The sequence below is a fragment of the Actinomadura physcomitrii genome (assembly GCF_008923205.2).
Lineage (GTDB): Bacteria > Actinomycetota > Actinomycetes > Streptosporangiales > Streptosporangiaceae > Spirillospora > Spirillospora physcomitrii.
In genome coordinates this window covers 83,426-101,139 of record NZ_WBMS02000020.1, presented here as the reverse complement: position 1 = coordinate 101,139, position 17,714 = coordinate 83,426, and the positions used below count along the sequence as shown (strand labels likewise).

The window sequence follows — 17,714 nt, the reverse complement described above, 5'->3', positions numbered from 1 at the left end:
GTTAGAACGGAGGTGCCGCGATGGCACGACGAAGGACCCTTGCGGCCGCGGCGGCCCTGCTCGCGGCGACCGCGCTCGCGGCGGGCTGCGGGCAGGCCGGCGAGTCGGAGGCCGCGGGCAAGAAGAAGGACCTCACCATCGGCGTGTCCACGCTGGGGCAGAGCTTCCCCTTCCCCGCCGCCATCACCAAGGGCATCAAGGCCGAGGCGGCCCGGCTCGGCGACAAGGTGATCGAGGTGGACGCGCAGGGCCAGGCCGAGAAGCAGTCCAGCGACGTCCAGGACCTCATCGGCCAGCAGCCCGACGGCGTGCTCCTGCTGCCCGTCGACTCCGGCGTCGCCACCGGCATGGCCGACGACCTGAAGCGGGCGAACATCCCGACCGTCGCGGTCGCGTCGCAGGTCGGCGACCCGAAGACCCGCAAGCTGACCGACGTCTACCCCGGCCTGGTCGCGCTGGCGACGCAGGACGAGTACGCCGCCGGGCGCAAGGCGGGCGAGCTGGCGGTCCAGGCCGCGCCCAAGGGCGGTCCGATCGCGGTCGTCGAGGGCACGGCCGGGTTCGCCGAGACCCAGCAGCGGTTCCGCGACTTCCTCGCGCCCGCCAAGGAGAAGGGCGTCGAGCTGAACGTCGTCGCCCGCCAGCCCGGCGACTGGCTGCCGGAGAAGGCGCAGTCGGCCTGCCAGAACATGCTGGCGGCCCACCCCGACGTCAAGCTGTTCTACGCCGAGAGCGACGACATGGGCGTCGGCTGTGCCAAGGCGGTCAAGGCCGCGGGTTCGAAGGCGGCCGTCATCGGGGTCGGCGGCTCCAAGCTCGGCATCGACGGCGTTAAGAGCGGCGAGCTGTACGGGACGGTCTGCTACAAGCCCGAAGACCTCGGCAAACGCGCCGTGCAGGTGCTGCACGAGCAGCTCACCGGCGCCAAGAAGCACGACGCCGAGTTCGTCACCTACGACACCCCGTCGATCACCAAGGCCAACGTCGGCGACTGCCTGCCGCAATGGTGAGGCACGCCGCGGCGGGCACGGGCGCGAAGGAGGGACCGATGGCCGAGAGCCGCCCGGCGGGCGAGCCGCTCCTGCTCCTGGACGGCGTCACCAAGACCTTCCCGAACGGGACGCGCGCGCTGCGCGGGGTCTCCCTCGCCGTGCGGCCGGGGAGCGTGCACGGGCTGGTAGGCGCCAACGGCGCCGGCAAGTCCACCCTCGTCAAGATCATCTCGGGGGCGCACCCGCCGAGCGGCGGCGTGCTGCGCTGGGCGGGCGAGGACCGGCGCTGGCGTGACCCCGGTGCCGCGCGCCGGGCCGGGATCGCCACCATCCACCAGCACGTCCCGCTGGTGCCCACGCTGAGCGTGATCGAGAACGTCTTCCTGGACCGGCCGGGCGCCTGGCGCATGACCCGCGGCCTGCGCGCCGAGTTCGGCGCGCTGGTCGACCGGCTCGGCTACGAGGTCGACCCGGACGCGGTGGCCGGCGACCTGCCCATCGGCGTGCGGCAGATGGTGTCGGTGCTCCAGTCGCTCGCGGCGGGCGCGCGGCTGGTCATCATGGACGAGCCGACCGCGTCGCTGTCGGAGAAGGAACGGCGGGTGGTGTTCGACGCGGTGCGCCGGCTGTCCGCGCAGGGCACGGCGTTCCTGTACATCTCGCACTTCTTCGACGAGATCCTGGAGCTCACCGACCGGACGACGGTCATCCGCGACGGCCGCACCGTCCTGGACGAGGCCACCGAGGACGTCACCGAGGGCATGCTCGTCCGCGCCGTCGCCGGCCGGGAACTGCTCGCCGCCGAACGCGACGCGGGCGAGGCCGCGGCCGAGGACGGCCCCGGCCCGGACGCCCCCGCCGTCCTGCAGGTCGCCGGGCTGTCGTCGGCCGCCGGCGTGCGCGACGTCTCCTTCGACGTCCGGGCCGGCGAGATCGTCGGCATCGCCGGGCTGCTCGGCTCGGGGCGCTCGGAGCTGCTGCGCGCGGTGTTCCGCGACGACCCGTCCGCGACCGGCACCGTCCGCGTCGCCGGCGCCCCGGTGAAGCGCTCGGCGCGGGCCGCGGTAGCGGCGGGCATCGCCTACGTCCCCGAGGACCGCGCGGGCCAGGGACTGCACGGCGGGCTGCCGCTCTGGCAGAACATCTCGCTGCCCGACCTCGCCCGGCTGTCGCGCGGGCGCCTCGTCCCGCGCGCCGCCGACGAGCGGGCGCGGGCCGAGCGGGCGGTCGCCGACCTCGGCATCGTCACCGCCGGCGTCGACGCCGTGCCGGGCGAGCTGTCCGGCGGCAACGCGCAGAAGGTCGTGTTCGCCAAGTGGATGTACGCCGACACCCGGGTCTGGCTGCTCGACGAGCCGACCGCGGGCGTGGACGTCGGCGCCAAGGCCGACCTGCTGCGGCTCGTCCGCCGGTTCGCCGCCCAGGGGAAGGCGGTCGTCCTGGTCTGCAGCGAGTTCGAGGAGCTGCTGTCGGTGGCCACCCGGGTGCTGGTGGTGCGCGGCGGCCGGATCGTCGCCGAGCGGGACGCGTCGCGGACCGACGAGGAGGAGCTGCTCCTGCTGGCCCACGGCCTGCGGGCCGGACCGCCGCCCGGACCGCCCGCCGGATCGTCCGCCGGTCCGTCCGCCGGCCGGTCCGCCCAGGCCGGCCGCCCGTCCGACCCGAACCGAGAAGAAGAGGTGCCCCGTGAGCACTGAGACCACCCCCGGACGGTGGCGGCTTCCGGCCGCGCTGCGGCTCGGCAACGCCGGCGTCGTCTACGCCCTGGTCCTGCTGGTGGCGGTCCTGACCCTCGCCGGGCAGGCGCAGGGCCGGGTGTTCTACCTGGGACCCACCAACGTCGCCAACATCCTCGACCAGACCACGCTGATCGGCCTCATGGTCGTCACCACCACGATGGTGCTGATCAGCGGGAACTTCGACCTGTCGGTGGGCGCGGTCGCGGCGCTCGGCGCGGCGGTCTGCCTGAGCCTGGCCGACGACATCGGCTTCTGGCCCGCGCTCGTCGCGGCGCTCGCCACCGGCGCCCTCATCGGGCTGCTGAACGGCGTCGTGGTCCAGTACGTCGGCATCAACGCCTTCATCGTCACGCTCGGCACGATGACCGCCGTGCGCGGGCTCGTGCTGATCGTCACCGACGGCCGCACCGTCACCGCGCCCGACGGCGCGGTCCGCGACGGCCTGCACGCCATCGACGGCGGCTCGTGGATCACTCCGAACCTGTACCTGCTCGCCGGGCTCGCCGTGCTCGCGGTCGGCGCGTGGCGGGCCGTCCGGTCGCGGCAGTGGCGCCCGCCGCGGGTGCTGGTGCCGCTGGCCGCCGGAGTGGTCCTGGTCGCCGCCTCGCCGGTCGCGATCTTCACCATCCGGATCACCCAGCGCGTGCTGTACCTGCTGGTGCTCGCGGCCGTTGCGGCGTGGGTGCTGCGCTACACCACCATCGGCCGGCGGCTGTACGCCAGCGGCGGCAACCCCGAGGCGGCGCGGCTGTCGGGCATCGCCGTCGACCGGTACAAGGTCGTGGCGTTCGTGCTCAACGGGACGGTCGCCGCGTTCGTCGGCGTCCTCTACGCGGCCCGGCTCGGGTCGATCAACCCCAGCGGCCTGTCCGGTTTCGAGCTCACCGCGCTCGCCGCCGCCATCCTCGGCGGGACGTCGCTGTTCGGCGGCCTCGGCAGCGTGTCCAAGTCGCTGGTCGGCGCGCTGATCCTGATCACCCTGCGGAACGGGTTCAACATCCTCAACCTCGGTGCGAACTGGCAGGGCCTGGTCGAGGGCGTCGTGCTGATCGTCGCGGCCGGGGTGTACACGGTGTCGCTGCGGCGCCGCCAGACCCGGCGCATCCGGGAGGACGGACCGCCCGCCCCGCCCGGCGCGGACGGGACGCCGCCGGAGCCTGAGAAAGTGGTGGCGTCCGCGCACGGGGGCGCGGCCGACCGGAAGGACGGATGACGGGATGCTCGCCGCGATCTGGCACTTCAGCTTCCACGTCGCCGACCTGGACCGGTCCGTCGCCTTCTACCGCGACGTCCTCGGCATGGAGCTCGTCCACGTCCAGGACCAGGACAACGCCTACACGCGGTCCCTCGTCGGCTACCCCGACGCGCGGCTGCGCGTGGCCCAGCTCGCCGTCCCCGGGAAGGGCGAGCACGTCAGCACCCACGACCTGGAGCTGGTGGAGTACGTCGAGCCGAGGGGCGAGCGGCAGGACCCCGCCCGCCACCACCCGGGCGCCGCGCACATGGCGTTCGCGGTCGCCGACATCACCGCCGAGCACGCAAGGCTCACCGGCCTCGGCGTCCGGTTCGTCTCGCCGCCCAACCGCATCACCGCCGGCGCCAACACCGGCGGCGCCGCCTGCTACTTCCTGGACCCCGACGACATCACGCTCGAGCTCGTCCAGCCGCCGCCGCACCGCGCGCACCTGCTCCCGGGAGGCCGGCCATGAGGATCGCGCTGCACAGCGTCCTGCGCGAGGGGCAGGAGGCCGCCTACGAGCGCGAGCACGCCGCCGTCCCGGACGACCTGCTCGCCGCGCTGCGCCGGGCCGGGGTCCGGGACTGGACGATCTGGCGCAGCGGCCGGCACCTGTTCCACCTCGTCGACGCCGACGACTTCGCAAGAGCCCTGGAGATCCTCGCCGACGACCCGGCCGACCAGGCGTGGCAGCGGCACATGGCCGCGTTCGTCGACCGCTTCGAACCGGGCGACGACGACCGGACCGGGGCGCTGGCGAAGGTGTGGAACCTCCGGGAGCAGCAGTCGCCGCCCGCAGCCGAGGAGCATCCGTGATCATCGACGCCCACCAGCACTTCTGGAACCTGGACCGGGTCGCCTACCCGTGGCTGACACCCGACCAGGGACCCATCCACCGCACGTTCGAGGAAGGCGACCTCCGACCGCACCTGGACGCCTGCGGGGTCGACGGGACCGTGCTCGTCCAGTCCGCCGACTCCTACGCCGACACCGACTTCATGCTGGAGGTCGCCGACCGCTGGCCGCGCGTCCGCGCCGTCGTCGGCTGGGTCCCGCTCACCCGCCCCGACGAGGCCGCCGAAGCGCTCGACCGCTACCGGCGCGACCCGCGCTACGCCGGCGTCCGGCACCTCATCCACGAGGAGCCGGACCCCGACTGGCTGCTGCAGCCCGTCCTGCGCGACGGGCTGGACGCGCTGGCCGAGCGCGGCCTCACCTTCGACGTCGTCGCCGTCCTGCCCCGCCACCTGGAGCACGTGCCGATGCTCGCCGAGCGGCACCCCGGCCTGCGGCTGGTGATCGACCACCTCGCCAAGCCGCCGATCGCCGAGCGCGGCTGGCGCCCCTGGGCCGACCTGCTCGCCCGCGCCGCCGCCTTCCCCAACGTCCACGCCAAGGTGTCCGGGCTGAACACCGCCGCCGACCACGGCACCTGGACGGCCGCCGACCTGCGCCCCTACGTCGAGCACGCGCTCGAGCTGTTCGGCGCCGAGCGGCTGATGTTCGGCGGCGACTGGCCCATCTCCGTCCTCGCCGGCGGCTACCGCAAGGTCTGGAACGAGACCGCCAAGGTCCTCGACGACCTCGCCCTCACGCCCGGCGACCGCGCCCGCGTCCTCGGCGGCACCGCCGCCGACGTCTACCGCATCCCCGGCCCCGCCCGGCCCGGGGCCGTCCCGACACCCGCCTGACCGGAGCCGCCCCATGCTCGACCTGTTCGCCCCGATCGCCGCCGAGACCCGGATCTCGGTGCCCGGCCGCCATCGCCGCCCCATCGCCGTCGTCGGTGCGGGCGCGATCGTCGACGTCGCGCACCTGCCCGCCTACCGCTCCCACGACCTGCCCGTCCGCGGCATCTACGACCTCGACCGGGACCGCGCCGAGGACGTCGCCGCCCGGCACGGCGTCCCGTACGTCTACGCCTCCCTCGACGACCTGCTGAAGGACGACGAGGTCGAGGTCGTCGACATCGCCGTCGTCCCGACCGCGCAGCCGCCGATCGCCCGCGCGGCGCTGGAGGCCGGCAAGCACCTGCTGTGCCAGAAGCCGCTCGCGCCGACCCTCGCCGAGGCCCGCGAGATCGCCGGGCTCGCCGAGGCGCGCGGCCGCCGCCTGGCCGTCAACCAGCAGCTCCGCTGGGACGAGGGGATCGCCGCCGCCCGCGCCATGGTCCGCGCCGGCTGGATCGGCACCCCCACCGCGATGTCGTTCACCGTGGACGTGAAGACCGACTGGAGCGGCTGGCCGTGGCTCGTCCGCTCCGAGCGGCTGGAGATCATGTACCACTCGATCCACTACCTGGACGCGGTCCGCAGCATCCTCGGCGACCCGTCCCGCGTCTTCTGCGCCGCGTCCCGCACACCGGGCCAGGCCGAGGCGGGGGAGTCCCGCACCATGAGCACGCTGCTGTTCGACGGCGGCGCCCGCGCGGTCCTGCACGTCAACCACGAGAACCGCACCGGCGACTTCCGCGCCGAGTTCCGCATCGACGGCGACAAGGGCGCGATCCGCGGCACGCTCGGCCTGCTGTACGACTACCCGCACGGCCGCCCCGACACCCTGGAGGTCAGCAGCTCCGTCGCGCCCACCGACGGCTGGGTGGCCTACCCGGTGACCGAACGCTGGATCCCCGGCGCGTTCGCCGGGCCCATGGCGGGGCTGCTCCGCTGGATCGCCGAGGACGAGCCGTCTCCCACCGCCGCGCGCGACAATCTCGGTACGCTTGCGTTGGTCGAGGCACTGTACGAATCCATCGATAGCGGTGAGGCGCGTCCACTGTGACCCAGTCCACCGGGGGCGGCCGGCGCGCGCGCCGGGTGACGCTCGCCGACGTCGCCGGCCGGGCCGGCGTCGACAAGGCGGTCGTGTCCCGCGTCGTCAACGACGACCCCCTGCTGAACATCCGCCCCGAGACCCGGGCCAGGGTGCTCGCCGCCCTGAAGGAGCTCGACTACCGGCCCAACGCGGCCGCCCGCAGCCTGCGCACCTCGCGGGCCGGCACCGTCGGCCTGTTCATCCCCGACTTCGCCAACCCGGTCTACACCGAGATCATCACCGGAGCGGAGACCGCGGCCGCGGAGCGGGGCTGCGCCCTCATGGTCGGCTCGTCCACCGCCGGGCGCGGCGGCGCGCAGAGCTACCTCGACCTGCTCGGCCAGGGCCGCGTCGACGGGCTGCTGCTGGCCGGCGGCGCGATCACCGACGAGGAGCAGGCCACGCTCGCCGACCGCGGGCTGCCGTGGCTGTTCGTCAACCGCCGCGGCCCCGCCGCCGGCCGGCACGTCATCCTGGACGACGTGCTCGGCGCCCGGATGGCCGTCGAGCACCTGCTCGACCTCGGCCACCGCCGCATCGCGCACGTCGGCGGGCCGGCCGGCGCCGACACCGCGCACCGCCGCCGCGACGGCTACATCACCGCGCTGCGCTCGGCGGGCGTCGAGGAGGATCCGCGGCTCCTCGTCCAGGGCACCTACGGGCCCGAGGGCGGCGCCCAGGCGGTGCACCGGCTGCTGGACGGCCCGGAGCCGCCGACCGCGCTCTTCGTCGCCAACGTCACCTCCGCGATCGGCGTCCTCAGCGCGCTGCGCGCGCACGGCGTCGCGGTGCCGGGCGAGATGTCGGTGGTCGCCGTGCACGACCTGCCGCTGGCCGAGTACCTGATCCCGCCGCTGACCACGGTCCGGATGCCGCTGCGCGCCCTCGGCGCCCGCGCCACCCGGCTGCTGCTGTCGGTGCCCGCCGACCATCCCGTGGAGGAGGTCGTGCGCGAGCCGATCGAGCTGGTCATGCGGCAGTCCACCGCCAAGCCGAAGTAGCCGGACGAAACGCGACGGCCGCGGCGCCCCTCCGGGCACCGCGGCCGTCGCTCGTGCGAGGGCTCGGTCAGCCGAAGCTCGGTCAGCCGACGCCGAGGGTGCGGTCGCCGAGCCTCCTGACCTCGGTCGCCGGCTGCCCGCCGACGCCCTGGAACCGGAACGACGCGTACGGCTCGCCGACCCGTTCCAGCAGGTAGGAGTGCCCGCCCTTGACCGCGAGCCGGATCACCCCGGCGGCGGTCGGACCGGCGAGCGGCCGGCCCCGCCCGGTGGCGCCGTCCACGACCCGCACCTTCTGCCCGGGCCACGGGTTGGCGATCCGGAGCGTGTCGTCACCGGCCGCCTGGATCCCGACCACGTTCGGCTCGCCGCCGCGCACCTCGGTGCTCACCCGGTGGCCGCCCTCGACCTGCACGGACCCGGCGACGTCCCAGTCCTTCGGCCACGCCGGCGCCACCCGCACCACGCCCTGGTACGACTGGACGAGCGCCTCCTGCAGCGACGACCCGACCACCGCGTTCCAGCCGTTGTAGTAGTTCGTGCTCTTCGCCGGGTCGTCGTTCTTGCCGTGCGAGCCGAACCCGCTCGGGAAGATCTGGAAGTCCTTCGTGCCCTGGACGAGCAGGCTCCGCATCTCGCCGGCCAGGCCGAGCCTGGCGGCCAGCAGCGCGTCCTCCGACCACTCGCGCGTCTGCACGAACACCCGGTTGCGGAACGTCGCCTGCATCAGCGGCGAGTCCGCGCCGTACAGGCCCCATGGGAACAGCGGCTCGGTGTCGGGGTTCTGCGTGTTGTGCGACGCCTCGTCCGTCCCCGACCACGCGATGACCTGCTCGCCGTTGCGGGTGACGGTGCGGAAGTCCGGAAGTCTCGGCAGTGCGGCGCGCAGGTCCCGCGCGAGCGCCGCATCACCGCGCCGGTCCGCCTGCGCCGCGATGATCGGGAAGATCACCCGCATGGCGGCGAGGTCGGGGGTGGGGTCGGAGGTGTCCCACTGCGTCTCCAGCGCGTTCACATGCTCCAGGTGCAGCTTCCCGTCGCCGCCCTCGCGCAGGATCGACAGGTAGAAGCGCGCCACGTCCCGCATCAGCGGGTACGCCTCGTCCAGTACGGACTCGTCGCGGGTGTAGCGGTACTGCAGCCACAGGTTGTGCACGACCTCCGGGCCCGTCGAGACGATCCGGTTCAGCCAGTCCGGCGGCCGCTCGCTGTCGCAGGCCTCCGCCGTGCCGTCGTAGCGCAGGTACTCAGCCACGCAGGCGCCCTCGGCCCCCGCCCAGTGGCCCTTCGTCCAGTCCCGCATCTGCTTCAGCCGGTCGAGATAGAGCCGGAAGTAGGGGGTGTTGTACTCCTCGGTGTCCGCGCCGAGGTTGGTGTAGACGGGCTGGCGCAGGTTGAAGTGCCACCAGTAGTCGGCCGACCAGTGCACGGCGTCCTGCCAGGGGGAGAACATGTTGATCACGCCGCCGTGGCTGCTCGGCACCGCCGAGCGCATGGTCGCCGCGGTCATGTACAGCTGCTGCGCGCGCAACTGCTCCATGTACTCGCCCGTCCCGTCCGGCGAGCTGATCCGCATGGGCGCCGCGCCCTGCCAGAAGCGGTGCCAGTAGGCCTCGGTCCGCTGCGCGCCGTCCGACGCCCCCGCGAGCGCCGCGCCGGCCGCCTTGCCGACGTCGCCGCCGGTGTAGGCGGGGACCCCGGTGACGATGCGGAAGCTCCCGTCCTTGTTCGGCCTGAAGGTCAGACGCACCGTCAGGCCGTCGACGACCTTCGCGGTGACGCCGCGGCCGTCCGCGGTCATCGCCGCGACGGCGCCGGTCAGGCTTCCGGACGCGGCGTCCTTGAACGTCTCGGCCAGCGCCGCCACGCCCTGCCGCGCGTAGGCGGCCGGCGTGCGCCCCTGCCACAGCCGCAGGTCGGCGGTCTGCGCCTTGTCCGGGTCGGCTCCGGTCACCTCCAGGACGAACTGGTCCCGGTCCGCCCGGACGTAGCTGCGGGCGGACATGCCGCCGCCCTGCTGCGCCAGTTCTCCGTCGTACAGCCGCAGCCGTCCCCGGTAGTCGGGCGCCCGCATCAGCGGGAGCAGCCCCGGGACGGTGAGCTGCCCCGCCGACTTCAGGTTCGGGAACGTGTCGGCGCGGTTGAGCTGCGCCTTGAACCCGTCCTGCGCCCACAGGGCCGCCCCCAGCCTGCCGTTGCCGAGCGGCATGCTCTGGTAGGACTCCCACGACGGCTTCGCCAGCACGAAGTCCGACCGCGACACCACCCCGGCCGTGTCGACCCGCAGCGCTCCGTTCCGCCAGGCCGTCGTCCGCGCGGGCTCTGCCGTCTGTGCGAGCGCCGGCGCGCCCGCCGCGACGAGCACCGCGGCCCCGGCGACCGCCGCCGCGCATTTCCAGCCGCGCCTCACGTTCTCAGTCCCGTCAAGCCCTGCTCCCCTCTAGTCAATCGTTTGACTAGATTGTCCCATGCCACCGTCACCCGGACAAGATCGGGACGGGCCGCTTACAGGTCGTTGCCGGCGTAGGAGAGGTTGAAGCTCTTGTTGACCAGGGGGAAGTCGGGGACGATCGCGCCGGCCAGGGCGACCGGCAGGGCGGGCCAGTTGAAGAACGAGGGGTCGACGATCTTGGTGCGGGTGAGGGTGCCGCCGGGGGCGAGCTCGACGCGGTGGACGATGGTGCCGCGCCAGCCCTCGACGATGCCGACGCCGGACGCCGGCTCCGCCGGCGGGGTGAGCGGCGGCCAGTAGGACGTCGCGCCCGGGGACATGCCGAAGGCGAGGTCGCTGACGACGGCGATCGAGGCGGCGATCTCCCGGGCGCGGATCTGGAAGCGGGCCAGGACGTCGCCGGTGGCGGCGGTCGGGACGGTCAGCGCCGGGCGCAGGTCGGTGAACGGGTGGTCGCGGCGGGCGTCGGCGCCGATGCCGCTGGCGCGCGCGACGTAGCCGAGGGTGCCGAGGTCGCGGGCGGCCTGCGCGGTCAGCGGGGCGGTGCCGGTGAAGCGGTCGGCGACCACGGTGTGGCCGAGCGCCAGGTCGGCGAGTTCGGCGATGTCGGCCTCGAGCGCACGCAGCGCGTCCGGGTCGGGGACGGCGCGCAGGACCGCGCCGCCCAGGACGACTCCGCCGCGCAGCAGCCGGTGCCCGGTTGCCTGGGCGTTGAGGCGCAGGAGCTGCTCGCGGACGCGGCCGAACTGGGCGTTGAGGATGGAGTGGCCGACGTCGTTGCACAGGGCGCCCAGGTCGGTGACGTGGTTGTAGAGCCGTTCGAGCTCGAGCAGGATCGCCCGCATGCGCTGCACGCCGGGGGAGACCCGCAGGCCGAGGGCGTCCTCGACGGCCAGGCAGAAGGCCAGGGCGTGGCCGACGGTGGTGTCGCCGCTGACGCGTTCGGCGATCGGCAGGGCGGCGGCCGGAGACCTTCCCTGGAACAGCTTCTCCAGGCCCTTGTGGACGTACCACAGCCGGGCCTTGAGCTTGAGGATGGTCTCGCCGACGACCGAGAACCGGAAGTGGCCGGGCTCGATCATTCCCGCGTGCACCGGCCCGACCGGGATCTCGTAGACCCCGGGGCCTTCGACCTGGACGAAGGGGTAGGGGCCCTCCGGGTCGCCGAACCGGGGCGGCGCGCCGGCGTCGTCGCGCATCGGGTACCAGCCGCGGGGCCAGTGGTGGTGGCGGACCAGGCGGCGCGGCAGCGGATGGTCCTGCGGGACGATGCCGTACAGGTCGTGCATCTCGCGTTCGAACCGGCCGGCGGGGAAGCTGAGGCGGGCCAGGCTCGGCAGCACCGGGTCGGCGGGGTCGAGCCGCACGTGCAGTTCGGTACGGCGCTCGGGATCGTCCCTGCCGTGCCTCGCCTTGGTGAACAGGTACACCACGCGCAGCGCGTCCGGGTCCTGGTGGGCCGCGGCCAGGGCCAGCCGGAACCCGTCGCCCAGCAGTGCGGCGGCCCGGTCGGGCAGGACGCGGGTGTCGACCTCGGCGGCCACGCGTTCGGGCCGATCGATCGGCGGATCGACCGGTGGTCCCGCGGGCCGGTCGGGAGGGGTGTCGTCGGGCGAGTTCATCCGTGTGCTTCCAGGATCGCGGCCGCGTGGTCCAGCAGGCTGTGCAGCGGCCAGATGGTGATGCCGAGCGCGGCGCAGGCCACCAGCCCCGCGACGAGGGCCGCTCCGGCCGCCGCGGCGGGGCGGAAGGGGAGGGTGGCGGCGCCGGGGCCGGTCTTGGGGGCGCCGAGCAGCATCCGGCCGGTCCGGGCGGCCAGGGACGCGGTGATGAGCAGCAGGAGCGCCAGGGCGGCGGCGACGGCCCAGCCGAGCCCCGCGTCGAAGCCGGCGCGGAAGATCCCGATCTCGCTGGCGAACAGGCTGAACGGCGGGAAGCCGAGCAGCGCCAGGACGGCGGCGCCGAACCCGCCGGCCACCAGCGGGGCGCGGGCGGCCAGTCCGCGGGCCGCGTCGATCCGGCTGCCGCCGACGGCCTGCTGGATCTGCCCCGACGCCAGGAACGCCACGGACTTGGCCAGCCCGTGCCCGAGGACGTGCAGCAGCACGGCGGCGACGGCGAGCCGCGACCCGATCGCGGCGCCGAGGGCCAGCAGGCCCATGTGCTCCATGCTGGAGTAGGCGAGCATCCGCTTGTAGTCGCGCTGGGCGAGCAGCAGCGCCGCGGCCAGCGCGAGCGACGCCAGCGCGATGATCAGCAGCAGCACCCGGACGAACCCGGCGCCGAGCGCGATGTCGGCGATCACCTTGACCCGCAGCACGGCGTAGAAGGCCACCGACAGCAGCACACCCGACATCAGCGCGGACACGGGCGCGGGCGCCTGGCTGTGCGCGTCCGGCAGCCAGGCGTGCAGGGGCGCCAGGCCCGCCTTGGCGCCGAAGCCCAGCACCAGCAGCGCGACGGCGATCCGCGTGACGCCGGGGTCCAGCCGTCCGGCGTACGCGGTGAGCTGGGTGAAGTCCAGCGATCCCGAGGAGGGGACCTGGGCGTGCCGGGCGGCGAAATGCAGCAGCGCGATGCCCAGGAACGCCAGCGCGATGCCGGTGGAGCAGATCACCACGTACTTCCAGGCGGCCTCGGTGGCGTTGCGGGTGCGGCGGTGGCCGACCAGGAACGCCGTCAGGATCGTGGTGGCCTCGACCGCGACCCACAGCACGCCGAGGCTCGCGGCCAGCACGCCCAGCGCCATCGCCGCGACGAATCCCTGGGTGAGGACGCCGTAGCGGCGCGTGTCGCGGCCGGTGGCATGCCCGGCGGCCTTCTCGGCGGCCAGGTATCCGGGGCTGGCGAGCATGGCGAGCAGCGCCACCGCGCCGATCACGATCAGCATGAACGCGCTCAGCGCGTCCGCCCGCAGCAGCCCGTCCAGGGCGGTGGGCGGACGGTCATCGGTCGAGGCGGCCAGCACGGCTCCGGAGGCCAGCACCACGGCGGCGGCGACGGCGCCCAGCCAGGCCGTGGCGCGCCGCCAACCCAGTGCCGCGTAGGCGCCCGCGGCGGCGATCGGCGCCCCGATCGGGACGATCAACATCACGGTCATCAGTCCCGCAACTCCCGCAAGCCGTCCAGGTCGGTGTCGCCGAACGCGGCCCGGATCCGGGCCGTCAGCAACTGCAGCACCAGCACCGCCAGCAGCACGTCCAGGGACACGCCGCCCTCCACGATCAGCGGCACCCCCGAGGTGGTCAGGAACGCCACCGCGGTGATGCCGTTGTCGACCAGCAGGAACCCCACCACCTGGGACAGCGCCCGCCGCCTGGTCACCAGGGCGAAGAACCCGATCAGCACCACGGTCAGCGCGACCGGTACCGCGTGCGCCGCCGGAGAGGGGTCCAGCGCCACCACCGGACGGGTCACCGCGTAGGCGAGCAGCGCCAGCAGCGCCGCGACCACCAGCGAGGCGGCCACGTTCACCAGCGGCGCGGTCTCCCGGTTCGCCGCGGGACCGGCCGCGCCGCCGCTCGCGGCCAGCGCGCGCCGCAGCAGCCAGGGCAGCAGCACCGCGCGCAGCAGCCCGATCCCCACCGCGAGGCCGATCACTTCGGTGTCGCCGTCGTGGACGCCGAGGACGGCGACCAGCACGCCCAGCGCGGCGCCCTGGACGGCGAACAGCCGCACGATCGCGGCGAGGTCGCGGCGCCACAGCACCAGCACGCCCGCGAGCAGGAACGCGCCGCACGCCAGGTCCAGAAGCTGCACGTACAGGGTGTCGTTCACGTACCCACCAGGAAGAAGGAGGCGGCGACGGCCAGCAGGGCCAGGACGAAGGAGCCGGCCAGCAGTTCGGGCACCCGGAACATGCGCAGCTTGGCCATGAACACCTCACCGGCGGCCAGCACGCCGCCCAGTACCGCGACCTTCGCCGCGTAGGCCGCCACCGCGAGCGGCAGCATCGCCATCGACGCGCCGGTCACGCCCCAGGGGGCGAACAGGTTGGCGACCAGGCCGAGCAGGAGCGTCAGCCGCATCGCCGACGCCCATTCCACCAGCGCCAGGTCCGGCCCCGAGTACTCCAGCACCATCGCCTCGTGGACCATCGTCAGTTCCAGATGCGTGGCGGGGTTGTCGACCGGGATCCGCCCGGTCTCGGCGATGGTCACCACCGCCAGCGCGATGGCGGCGAGCAGGCTCACGGGGGAGATCACCCGCTGCGGTTCGTGCAGCGTGGAGGTGACGATCGCGCCGAGGTTGGTGGAGCCGACCCGCACCGACAGCGCGAACACCGACACCAGGATGGTGGGCTCCACCAGCGCCATCACCGTCGTCTCGCGGCTGGCGCCCATCCCGCCGAAGGCGGTGCCGGTGTCGAGCCCGGCCAGCGCGAGCGCCACCGTGCCGAGCGCCAGCAGCGCCGTCACCGCGAACAGGTCCGCGGCGCCGTCCAGCGGCGACGCCGTCGTCGCGATCGGGATCACCGCGGCGATCACCAGCGCCGTCGCGGCCGGCAGCAGCGGCGCGACCCGGAACACCGGGCCCGTCCCGTCCGGCGTGATCGGCTGCTTGCGCATCAGCTTGCGCAGGTCCCGCCACGGCTGCAGCACGCCGGCCCCGGCGCGTCCCTCCAAGCGGGCCCGCACCTGCCGCATCAGCCCCACCAGCAGCGGCGCCCCGGCCCCCACCAGCACCACCTGCGCGGCCGCGCCGACCGAACCGGCGACCGTCACGCTCATCGCAGCACCGCCAGAGCGACCAGCACGCCGGTGAAGGCGTAGAAGCCGTACCCGACGTAGCGGTGGACACTGCCGTTGGCCAGCGGCCGGGCCGCCCGTCCCGCCCACGCCACCGCGGCGAGTACCGGCCGGTACAGCCGGTGCTCCACCCTGTCGCCCACCCGGGCCCGGTAGGTCACGCTGTCCACCAGATACGCCGACTCGGCCACCGGTGTGACGTCCACATCGGTCTCGGGGGCCAGCACGTCGTCGAACACCCGCTGCAACGGCTCGGCGAACGAGGTCGCGGTGTACTCCGTCCGCGCCGACATCGGCCCCGCCCCGCAGTCCCACGGCCGCGCCCGCCTCCGCGCGAGCCGTTCGGTGCGCCGCAAGGCGGCACCGCGCAGCACGGCGGCCAGCGCGACCACCGCCGCCAGCAACGCGCCGACGATCAGCAGCGGGGACATCGTGCTCGGTAGCCCCGCCAGATGCAGCGTCCCCGCGTCCGCCGCCGGGCCGGTCACCGCCTTGGGCCCCGGCACCGCGACCGCCACCGCGCGCGACAGCCCGCCGGCCACCGGGCCGGGGACCAGCGCCAGCACGACGCAGCAGACGGCGGCCACCGCCATGCCCGTCACCATCGACGGCGGGCTCTCATGCGCCCGCCCGGCCGCGGGCGTGCGCGGCCGGGCCAGGAAGCCCACCCCGAAGGCCCGGACGAACGTGGCGATCGCCAGCCCCGCCGACAACGCCACCGCCGCCACCGCCAGCGGCATCGTGACCGCGGCGAGGGTCCCTCCCGACGGCAGGGCGTGGATCAGGCTCTGCAGCAGCAGCCATTCGGAGACGAACCCGTTGCCCGGCGGCAGCGCCGACGCCATCAGTGCCCCCACCCCGAACAGCGCGGTCGTCGCCGGCATCGGCGACCGCAACCCGCCGAGCGCGTCCAGATCGCGGGTCCCGGTGGCGTGCAGCACCGATCCCGCCGCCAGGAACAGCAGCGTCTTGAAGCCCGCGTGGTTGACCACGTGCAGCAGCGCGGCGGTCAGCGCCAGCGCCGCGAGCGCACCCGCACCCGAGGACCGCAAGAACCCGCAGGCGCCGACACCGATCAGCACCAGACCCATGTTCTCGCAGGTCGAGTACGCCAGCAGCCGCTTGATATCGGCGGCCACCGCCGCCTGCAAGATGCCGTACACCGCCGAGACCGCGCCCGCCGCCAGCACCAGCAGCCACCACCAGGCCGGTCCGCCGCCCAGAAGGTCCAGGCCGACCCGCACGATCCCGTACACGCCCAGGTTCACCATCGCCGCGCTCATCAGCGCCGACACATGGCTCGGCGCCTCCGGGTGAGCGCGCGGCAGCCAGACGTGCAGCGGCACGATGCCCGCCTTGGACGCGAACCCGGCGAAGGTCGCCACGAACACGGCCCCGCGGACCGCCGGCGACAGGCCGGCGGAGGCCGCCCGCATGGCGGCGAACGTCTCGCCGTGCGCTTCGGCCGCGAACGCCGCCAGTCCCGCGAGGACGACCACCAAGCCCAGATGCGTCATCACCGCGTACCACAGTCCGGCCTCGGCGACCGCCGCCCGCCGCCGATGCTCGGCCGCCACCAGCAGCAGCGAGGCCAGCGCCATCAGCTCCCAGGCCACCAGGAACGTGCTCACGCTCGCCGCCGCGGGCACCAGCAGCATCGCCGCCACGAACAGCGGCACCATCGCCTGAGCGACCCGGCCGTCCACCCCGAGACCGCCCGGGCCGTGGCCGGCGGCTTCTTTCCCCGGGCGGGCGTACCCGACGCCGTACACCGCCGCGCACACCGCGACAGCGCCCGTGACCGCGAGGAACACTCCGCTCAGCGGATCGAGCGCCAACCGCACCCCCGCGAGGGGAAGCACGTCGGGGAGCCACGTCCCCCAAGAGCGGCCCGCCATCGCCGCCACCCCCGCCACCCCCGCGGCCCCGCCGGCGGCGAGCGTCCCCGCGCCGGCGGTGATGCGGCGGGCTCGCCGCGGCAGCGCCGCCCCTGCCGCCGCGGCGAGCGCACTGGACCCCATCGCCACCGCGAACGCGGCGCCCGTCAGGCTCATCGGCCGGTGAGTCCCCGAAGCGCCGCCACGATCGCCTCCGGCTCCGGAGGGCAACCGCGCACCTCGACGTCCACCGGAACCACGTCCCCCACCGCGCCCGCCACCCCGTACGCCTCGGCGAACACTCCGCAGTTGCGCGCGCAGTCACCGACCGCCACCACGACCTTCGGCTCCGGCACGGCCTCATAGGTGCGGCGCAACGCCATCTCCATGTTGCGGGTCACCGGCCCGGTCACCATCAGCGCGTCGGCATGCCGCGGCGAGGCCACCTGCCGGGCCCCGTACCGTTCGGCGTCGTACACCGGTCCGAACGCCGAGGCGATCTCCACCTCGCACCCGTTGCACGACCCCGCGTCGACGTGCCGGACCTGCACCGATCCGCCCAGCGCACGGGTCCGGTCCGGCGAGGCCGCCTCAGGGCGGTCGGGCGCGTCCTCGGCCACCCGGCCGGTCTTGAGGATCTTGCGCAGCAGATCTTTCACGTACGTCCTCTATGTAAGAGCCCAAAGGGCACCGACCCGCAGGAATACTACCGTCCTGCGCAATTGCCAACGTTAGCAACTCAACAACAGGCGGCTCCCTCGCCCGGGAGCGCCCCTCAGCCCGGCGGGATACCGCTGCGCATCCTCAGGCGGGCTCAGCGAGACGACCGCGGCGTGACCTGAGAGATCACCCGC

Annotated in this window: 15 protein-coding genes; 8 read left to right on the top strand and 7 right to left on the bottom strand. The window is 74.3% G+C overall.

Translation table 11 applies throughout. The features are described from left to right. Positions 1-20: 20 nt before the first annotated feature. Genes F8568_RS24955 through F8568_RS24920 form a run of 8 tightly spaced genes read left to right on the top strand, consistent with a single transcriptional unit; the run spans position 21 to position 7,783 of the window. Positions 21-1,010, top strand: a complete 990-nt coding sequence (locus F8568_RS24955) for a sugar ABC transporter substrate-binding protein (protein ID WP_151596120.1) — start codon at positions 21-23, stop codon at positions 1,008-1,010. A 38-nt stretch (positions 1,011-1,048) separates the two neighbouring features. Further along, a complete protein-coding gene (locus F8568_RS24950) occupies positions 1,049-2,689 on the top strand; it encodes a sugar ABC transporter ATP-binding protein (RefSeq protein ID WP_151596119.1) in 1,641 nt (546 codons plus the stop codon). After that, positions 2,679-3,944: an ABC transporter permease gene (locus F8568_RS24945; RefSeq protein ID WP_202125306.1), complete on the top strand. Its 1,266-nt coding sequence runs from the start codon at positions 2,679-2,681 to the stop codon at positions 3,942-3,944. The genes F8568_RS24950 and F8568_RS24945 overlap by 11 nt, the downstream gene beginning before the upstream one ends. 4 nt (positions 3,945-3,948) lie before the next feature. Continuing rightward, entirely contained in the window at positions 3,949-4,440 is a 492-nt protein-coding gene (locus F8568_RS24940) for a VOC family protein (protein WP_151596118.1), read from the top strand. After that, positions 4,437-4,784, top strand: a complete 348-nt coding sequence (locus F8568_RS24935) for an L-rhamnose mutarotase (RefSeq protein WP_151596117.1) — start codon at positions 4,437-4,439, stop codon at positions 4,782-4,784. Before F8568_RS24940 ends, F8568_RS24935 begins: the two co-directional genes overlap by 4 nt. Further along, positions 4,781-5,659, top strand: coding sequence for an amidohydrolase family protein (locus F8568_RS24930; RefSeq protein WP_151596116.1), 879 nt, complete (start codon positions 4,781-4,783; stop codon positions 5,657-5,659). The genes F8568_RS24935 and F8568_RS24930 overlap by 4 nt, the downstream gene beginning before the upstream one ends. Before the next feature lie 13 nt (positions 5,660-5,672). Further along, a complete protein-coding gene (locus F8568_RS24925) occupies positions 5,673-6,749 on the top strand; it encodes a Gfo/Idh/MocA family protein (RefSeq protein ID WP_151596115.1) in 1,077 nt (358 codons plus the stop codon). Beyond that, positions 6,746-7,783, top strand: coding sequence for a LacI family DNA-binding transcriptional regulator (locus F8568_RS24920; protein WP_151596114.1), 1,038 nt, complete (start codon positions 6,746-6,748; stop codon positions 7,781-7,783). The genes F8568_RS24925 and F8568_RS24920 overlap by 4 nt, the downstream gene beginning before the upstream one ends. An 82-nt stretch (positions 7,784-7,865) precedes the next feature. Here F8568_RS24920 and F8568_RS24915 read toward each other — a convergent pair whose 3' ends face one another. From F8568_RS24915 to F8568_RS24885, 7 genes are all read right to left on the bottom strand, one after another. Continuing rightward, positions 7,866-10,193 (bottom strand): glycosyl hydrolase family 95 catalytic domain-containing protein, encoded by a 2,328-nt coding sequence (locus F8568_RS24915; protein WP_151596113.1) that lies wholly within the window; start codon positions 10,191-10,193, stop codon positions 7,866-7,868. 95 nt (positions 10,194-10,288) lie between these two features. Next, entirely contained in the window at positions 10,289-11,857 is a 1,569-nt protein-coding gene (locus F8568_RS24910; RefSeq protein ID WP_151596112.1) for a hydrogenase large subunit, read from the bottom strand. Further along, a complete protein-coding gene (locus F8568_RS24905) occupies positions 11,854-13,335 on the bottom strand; it encodes a proton-conducting transporter transmembrane domain-containing protein (protein WP_151596111.1) in 1,482 nt (493 codons plus the stop codon). The genes F8568_RS24910 and F8568_RS24905 overlap by 4 nt, the downstream gene beginning before the upstream one ends. Beyond that, complete coding sequence (locus F8568_RS24900) at positions 13,335-14,012, bottom strand: hypothetical protein (protein ID WP_151596110.1); 678 nt, start codon at positions 14,010-14,012, stop codon at positions 13,335-13,337. Before F8568_RS24900 ends, F8568_RS24905 begins: the two co-directional genes overlap by 1 nt. Next, on the bottom strand, positions 14,009-14,965 hold the full coding sequence (locus F8568_RS24895; RefSeq protein WP_151596109.1) for a respiratory chain complex I subunit 1 family protein: 957 nt from the start codon (positions 14,963-14,965) through the stop codon (positions 14,009-14,011). Before F8568_RS24895 ends, F8568_RS24900 begins: the two co-directional genes overlap by 4 nt. After that, entirely contained in the window at positions 14,962-17,037 is a 2,076-nt protein-coding gene (locus F8568_RS24890) for a proton-conducting transporter transmembrane domain-containing protein (RefSeq protein WP_151596108.1), read from the bottom strand. Before F8568_RS24890 ends, F8568_RS24895 begins: the two co-directional genes overlap by 4 nt. Then, positions 17,034-17,519, bottom strand: coding sequence for an NADH-quinone oxidoreductase subunit B family protein (locus tag F8568_RS24885; RefSeq protein ID WP_151596107.1), 486 nt, complete (start codon positions 17,517-17,519; stop codon positions 17,034-17,036). The genes F8568_RS24890 and F8568_RS24885 overlap by 4 nt, the downstream gene beginning before the upstream one ends. Positions 17,520-17,714: the final 195 nt, after the last annotated feature.

Coding starts and splice junctions, on each gene's coding strand:
- F8568_RS24955 (WP_151596120.1), top strand. CDS start 21: ATGGCACGACGAAGGACCCTTGCGGCCGCGGCGGCCCTGCTCGCGGCG.
- F8568_RS24950 (WP_151596119.1), top strand. CDS start 1,049: ATGGCCGAGAGCCGCCCGGCGGGCGAGCCGCTCCTGCTCCTGGACGGC.
- F8568_RS24940 (WP_151596118.1), top strand. CDS start 3,949: ATGCTCGCCGCGATCTGGCACTTCAGCTTCCACGTCGCCGACCTGGAC.
- F8568_RS24935 (WP_151596117.1), top strand. CDS start 4,437: ATGAGGATCGCGCTGCACAGCGTCCTGCGCGAGGGGCAGGAGGCCGCC.
- F8568_RS24925 (WP_151596115.1), top strand. CDS start 5,673: ATGCTCGACCTGTTCGCCCCGATCGCCGCCGAGACCCGGATCTCGGTG.
- F8568_RS24910 (WP_151596112.1), bottom strand. CDS start 11,857: ATGAACTCGCCCGACGACACCCCTCCCGACCGGCCCGCGGGACCACCG.
- F8568_RS24905 (WP_151596111.1), bottom strand. CDS start 13,335: ATGACCGTGATGTTGATCGTCCCGATCGGGGCGCCGATCGCCGCCGCG.
- F8568_RS24895 (WP_151596109.1), bottom strand. CDS start 14,965: ATGAGCGTGACGGTCGCCGGTTCGGTCGGCGCGGCCGCGCAGGTGGTG.
- F8568_RS24890 (WP_151596108.1), bottom strand. CDS start 17,037: ATGAGCCTGACGGGCGCCGCGTTCGCGGTGGCGATGGGGTCCAGTGCG.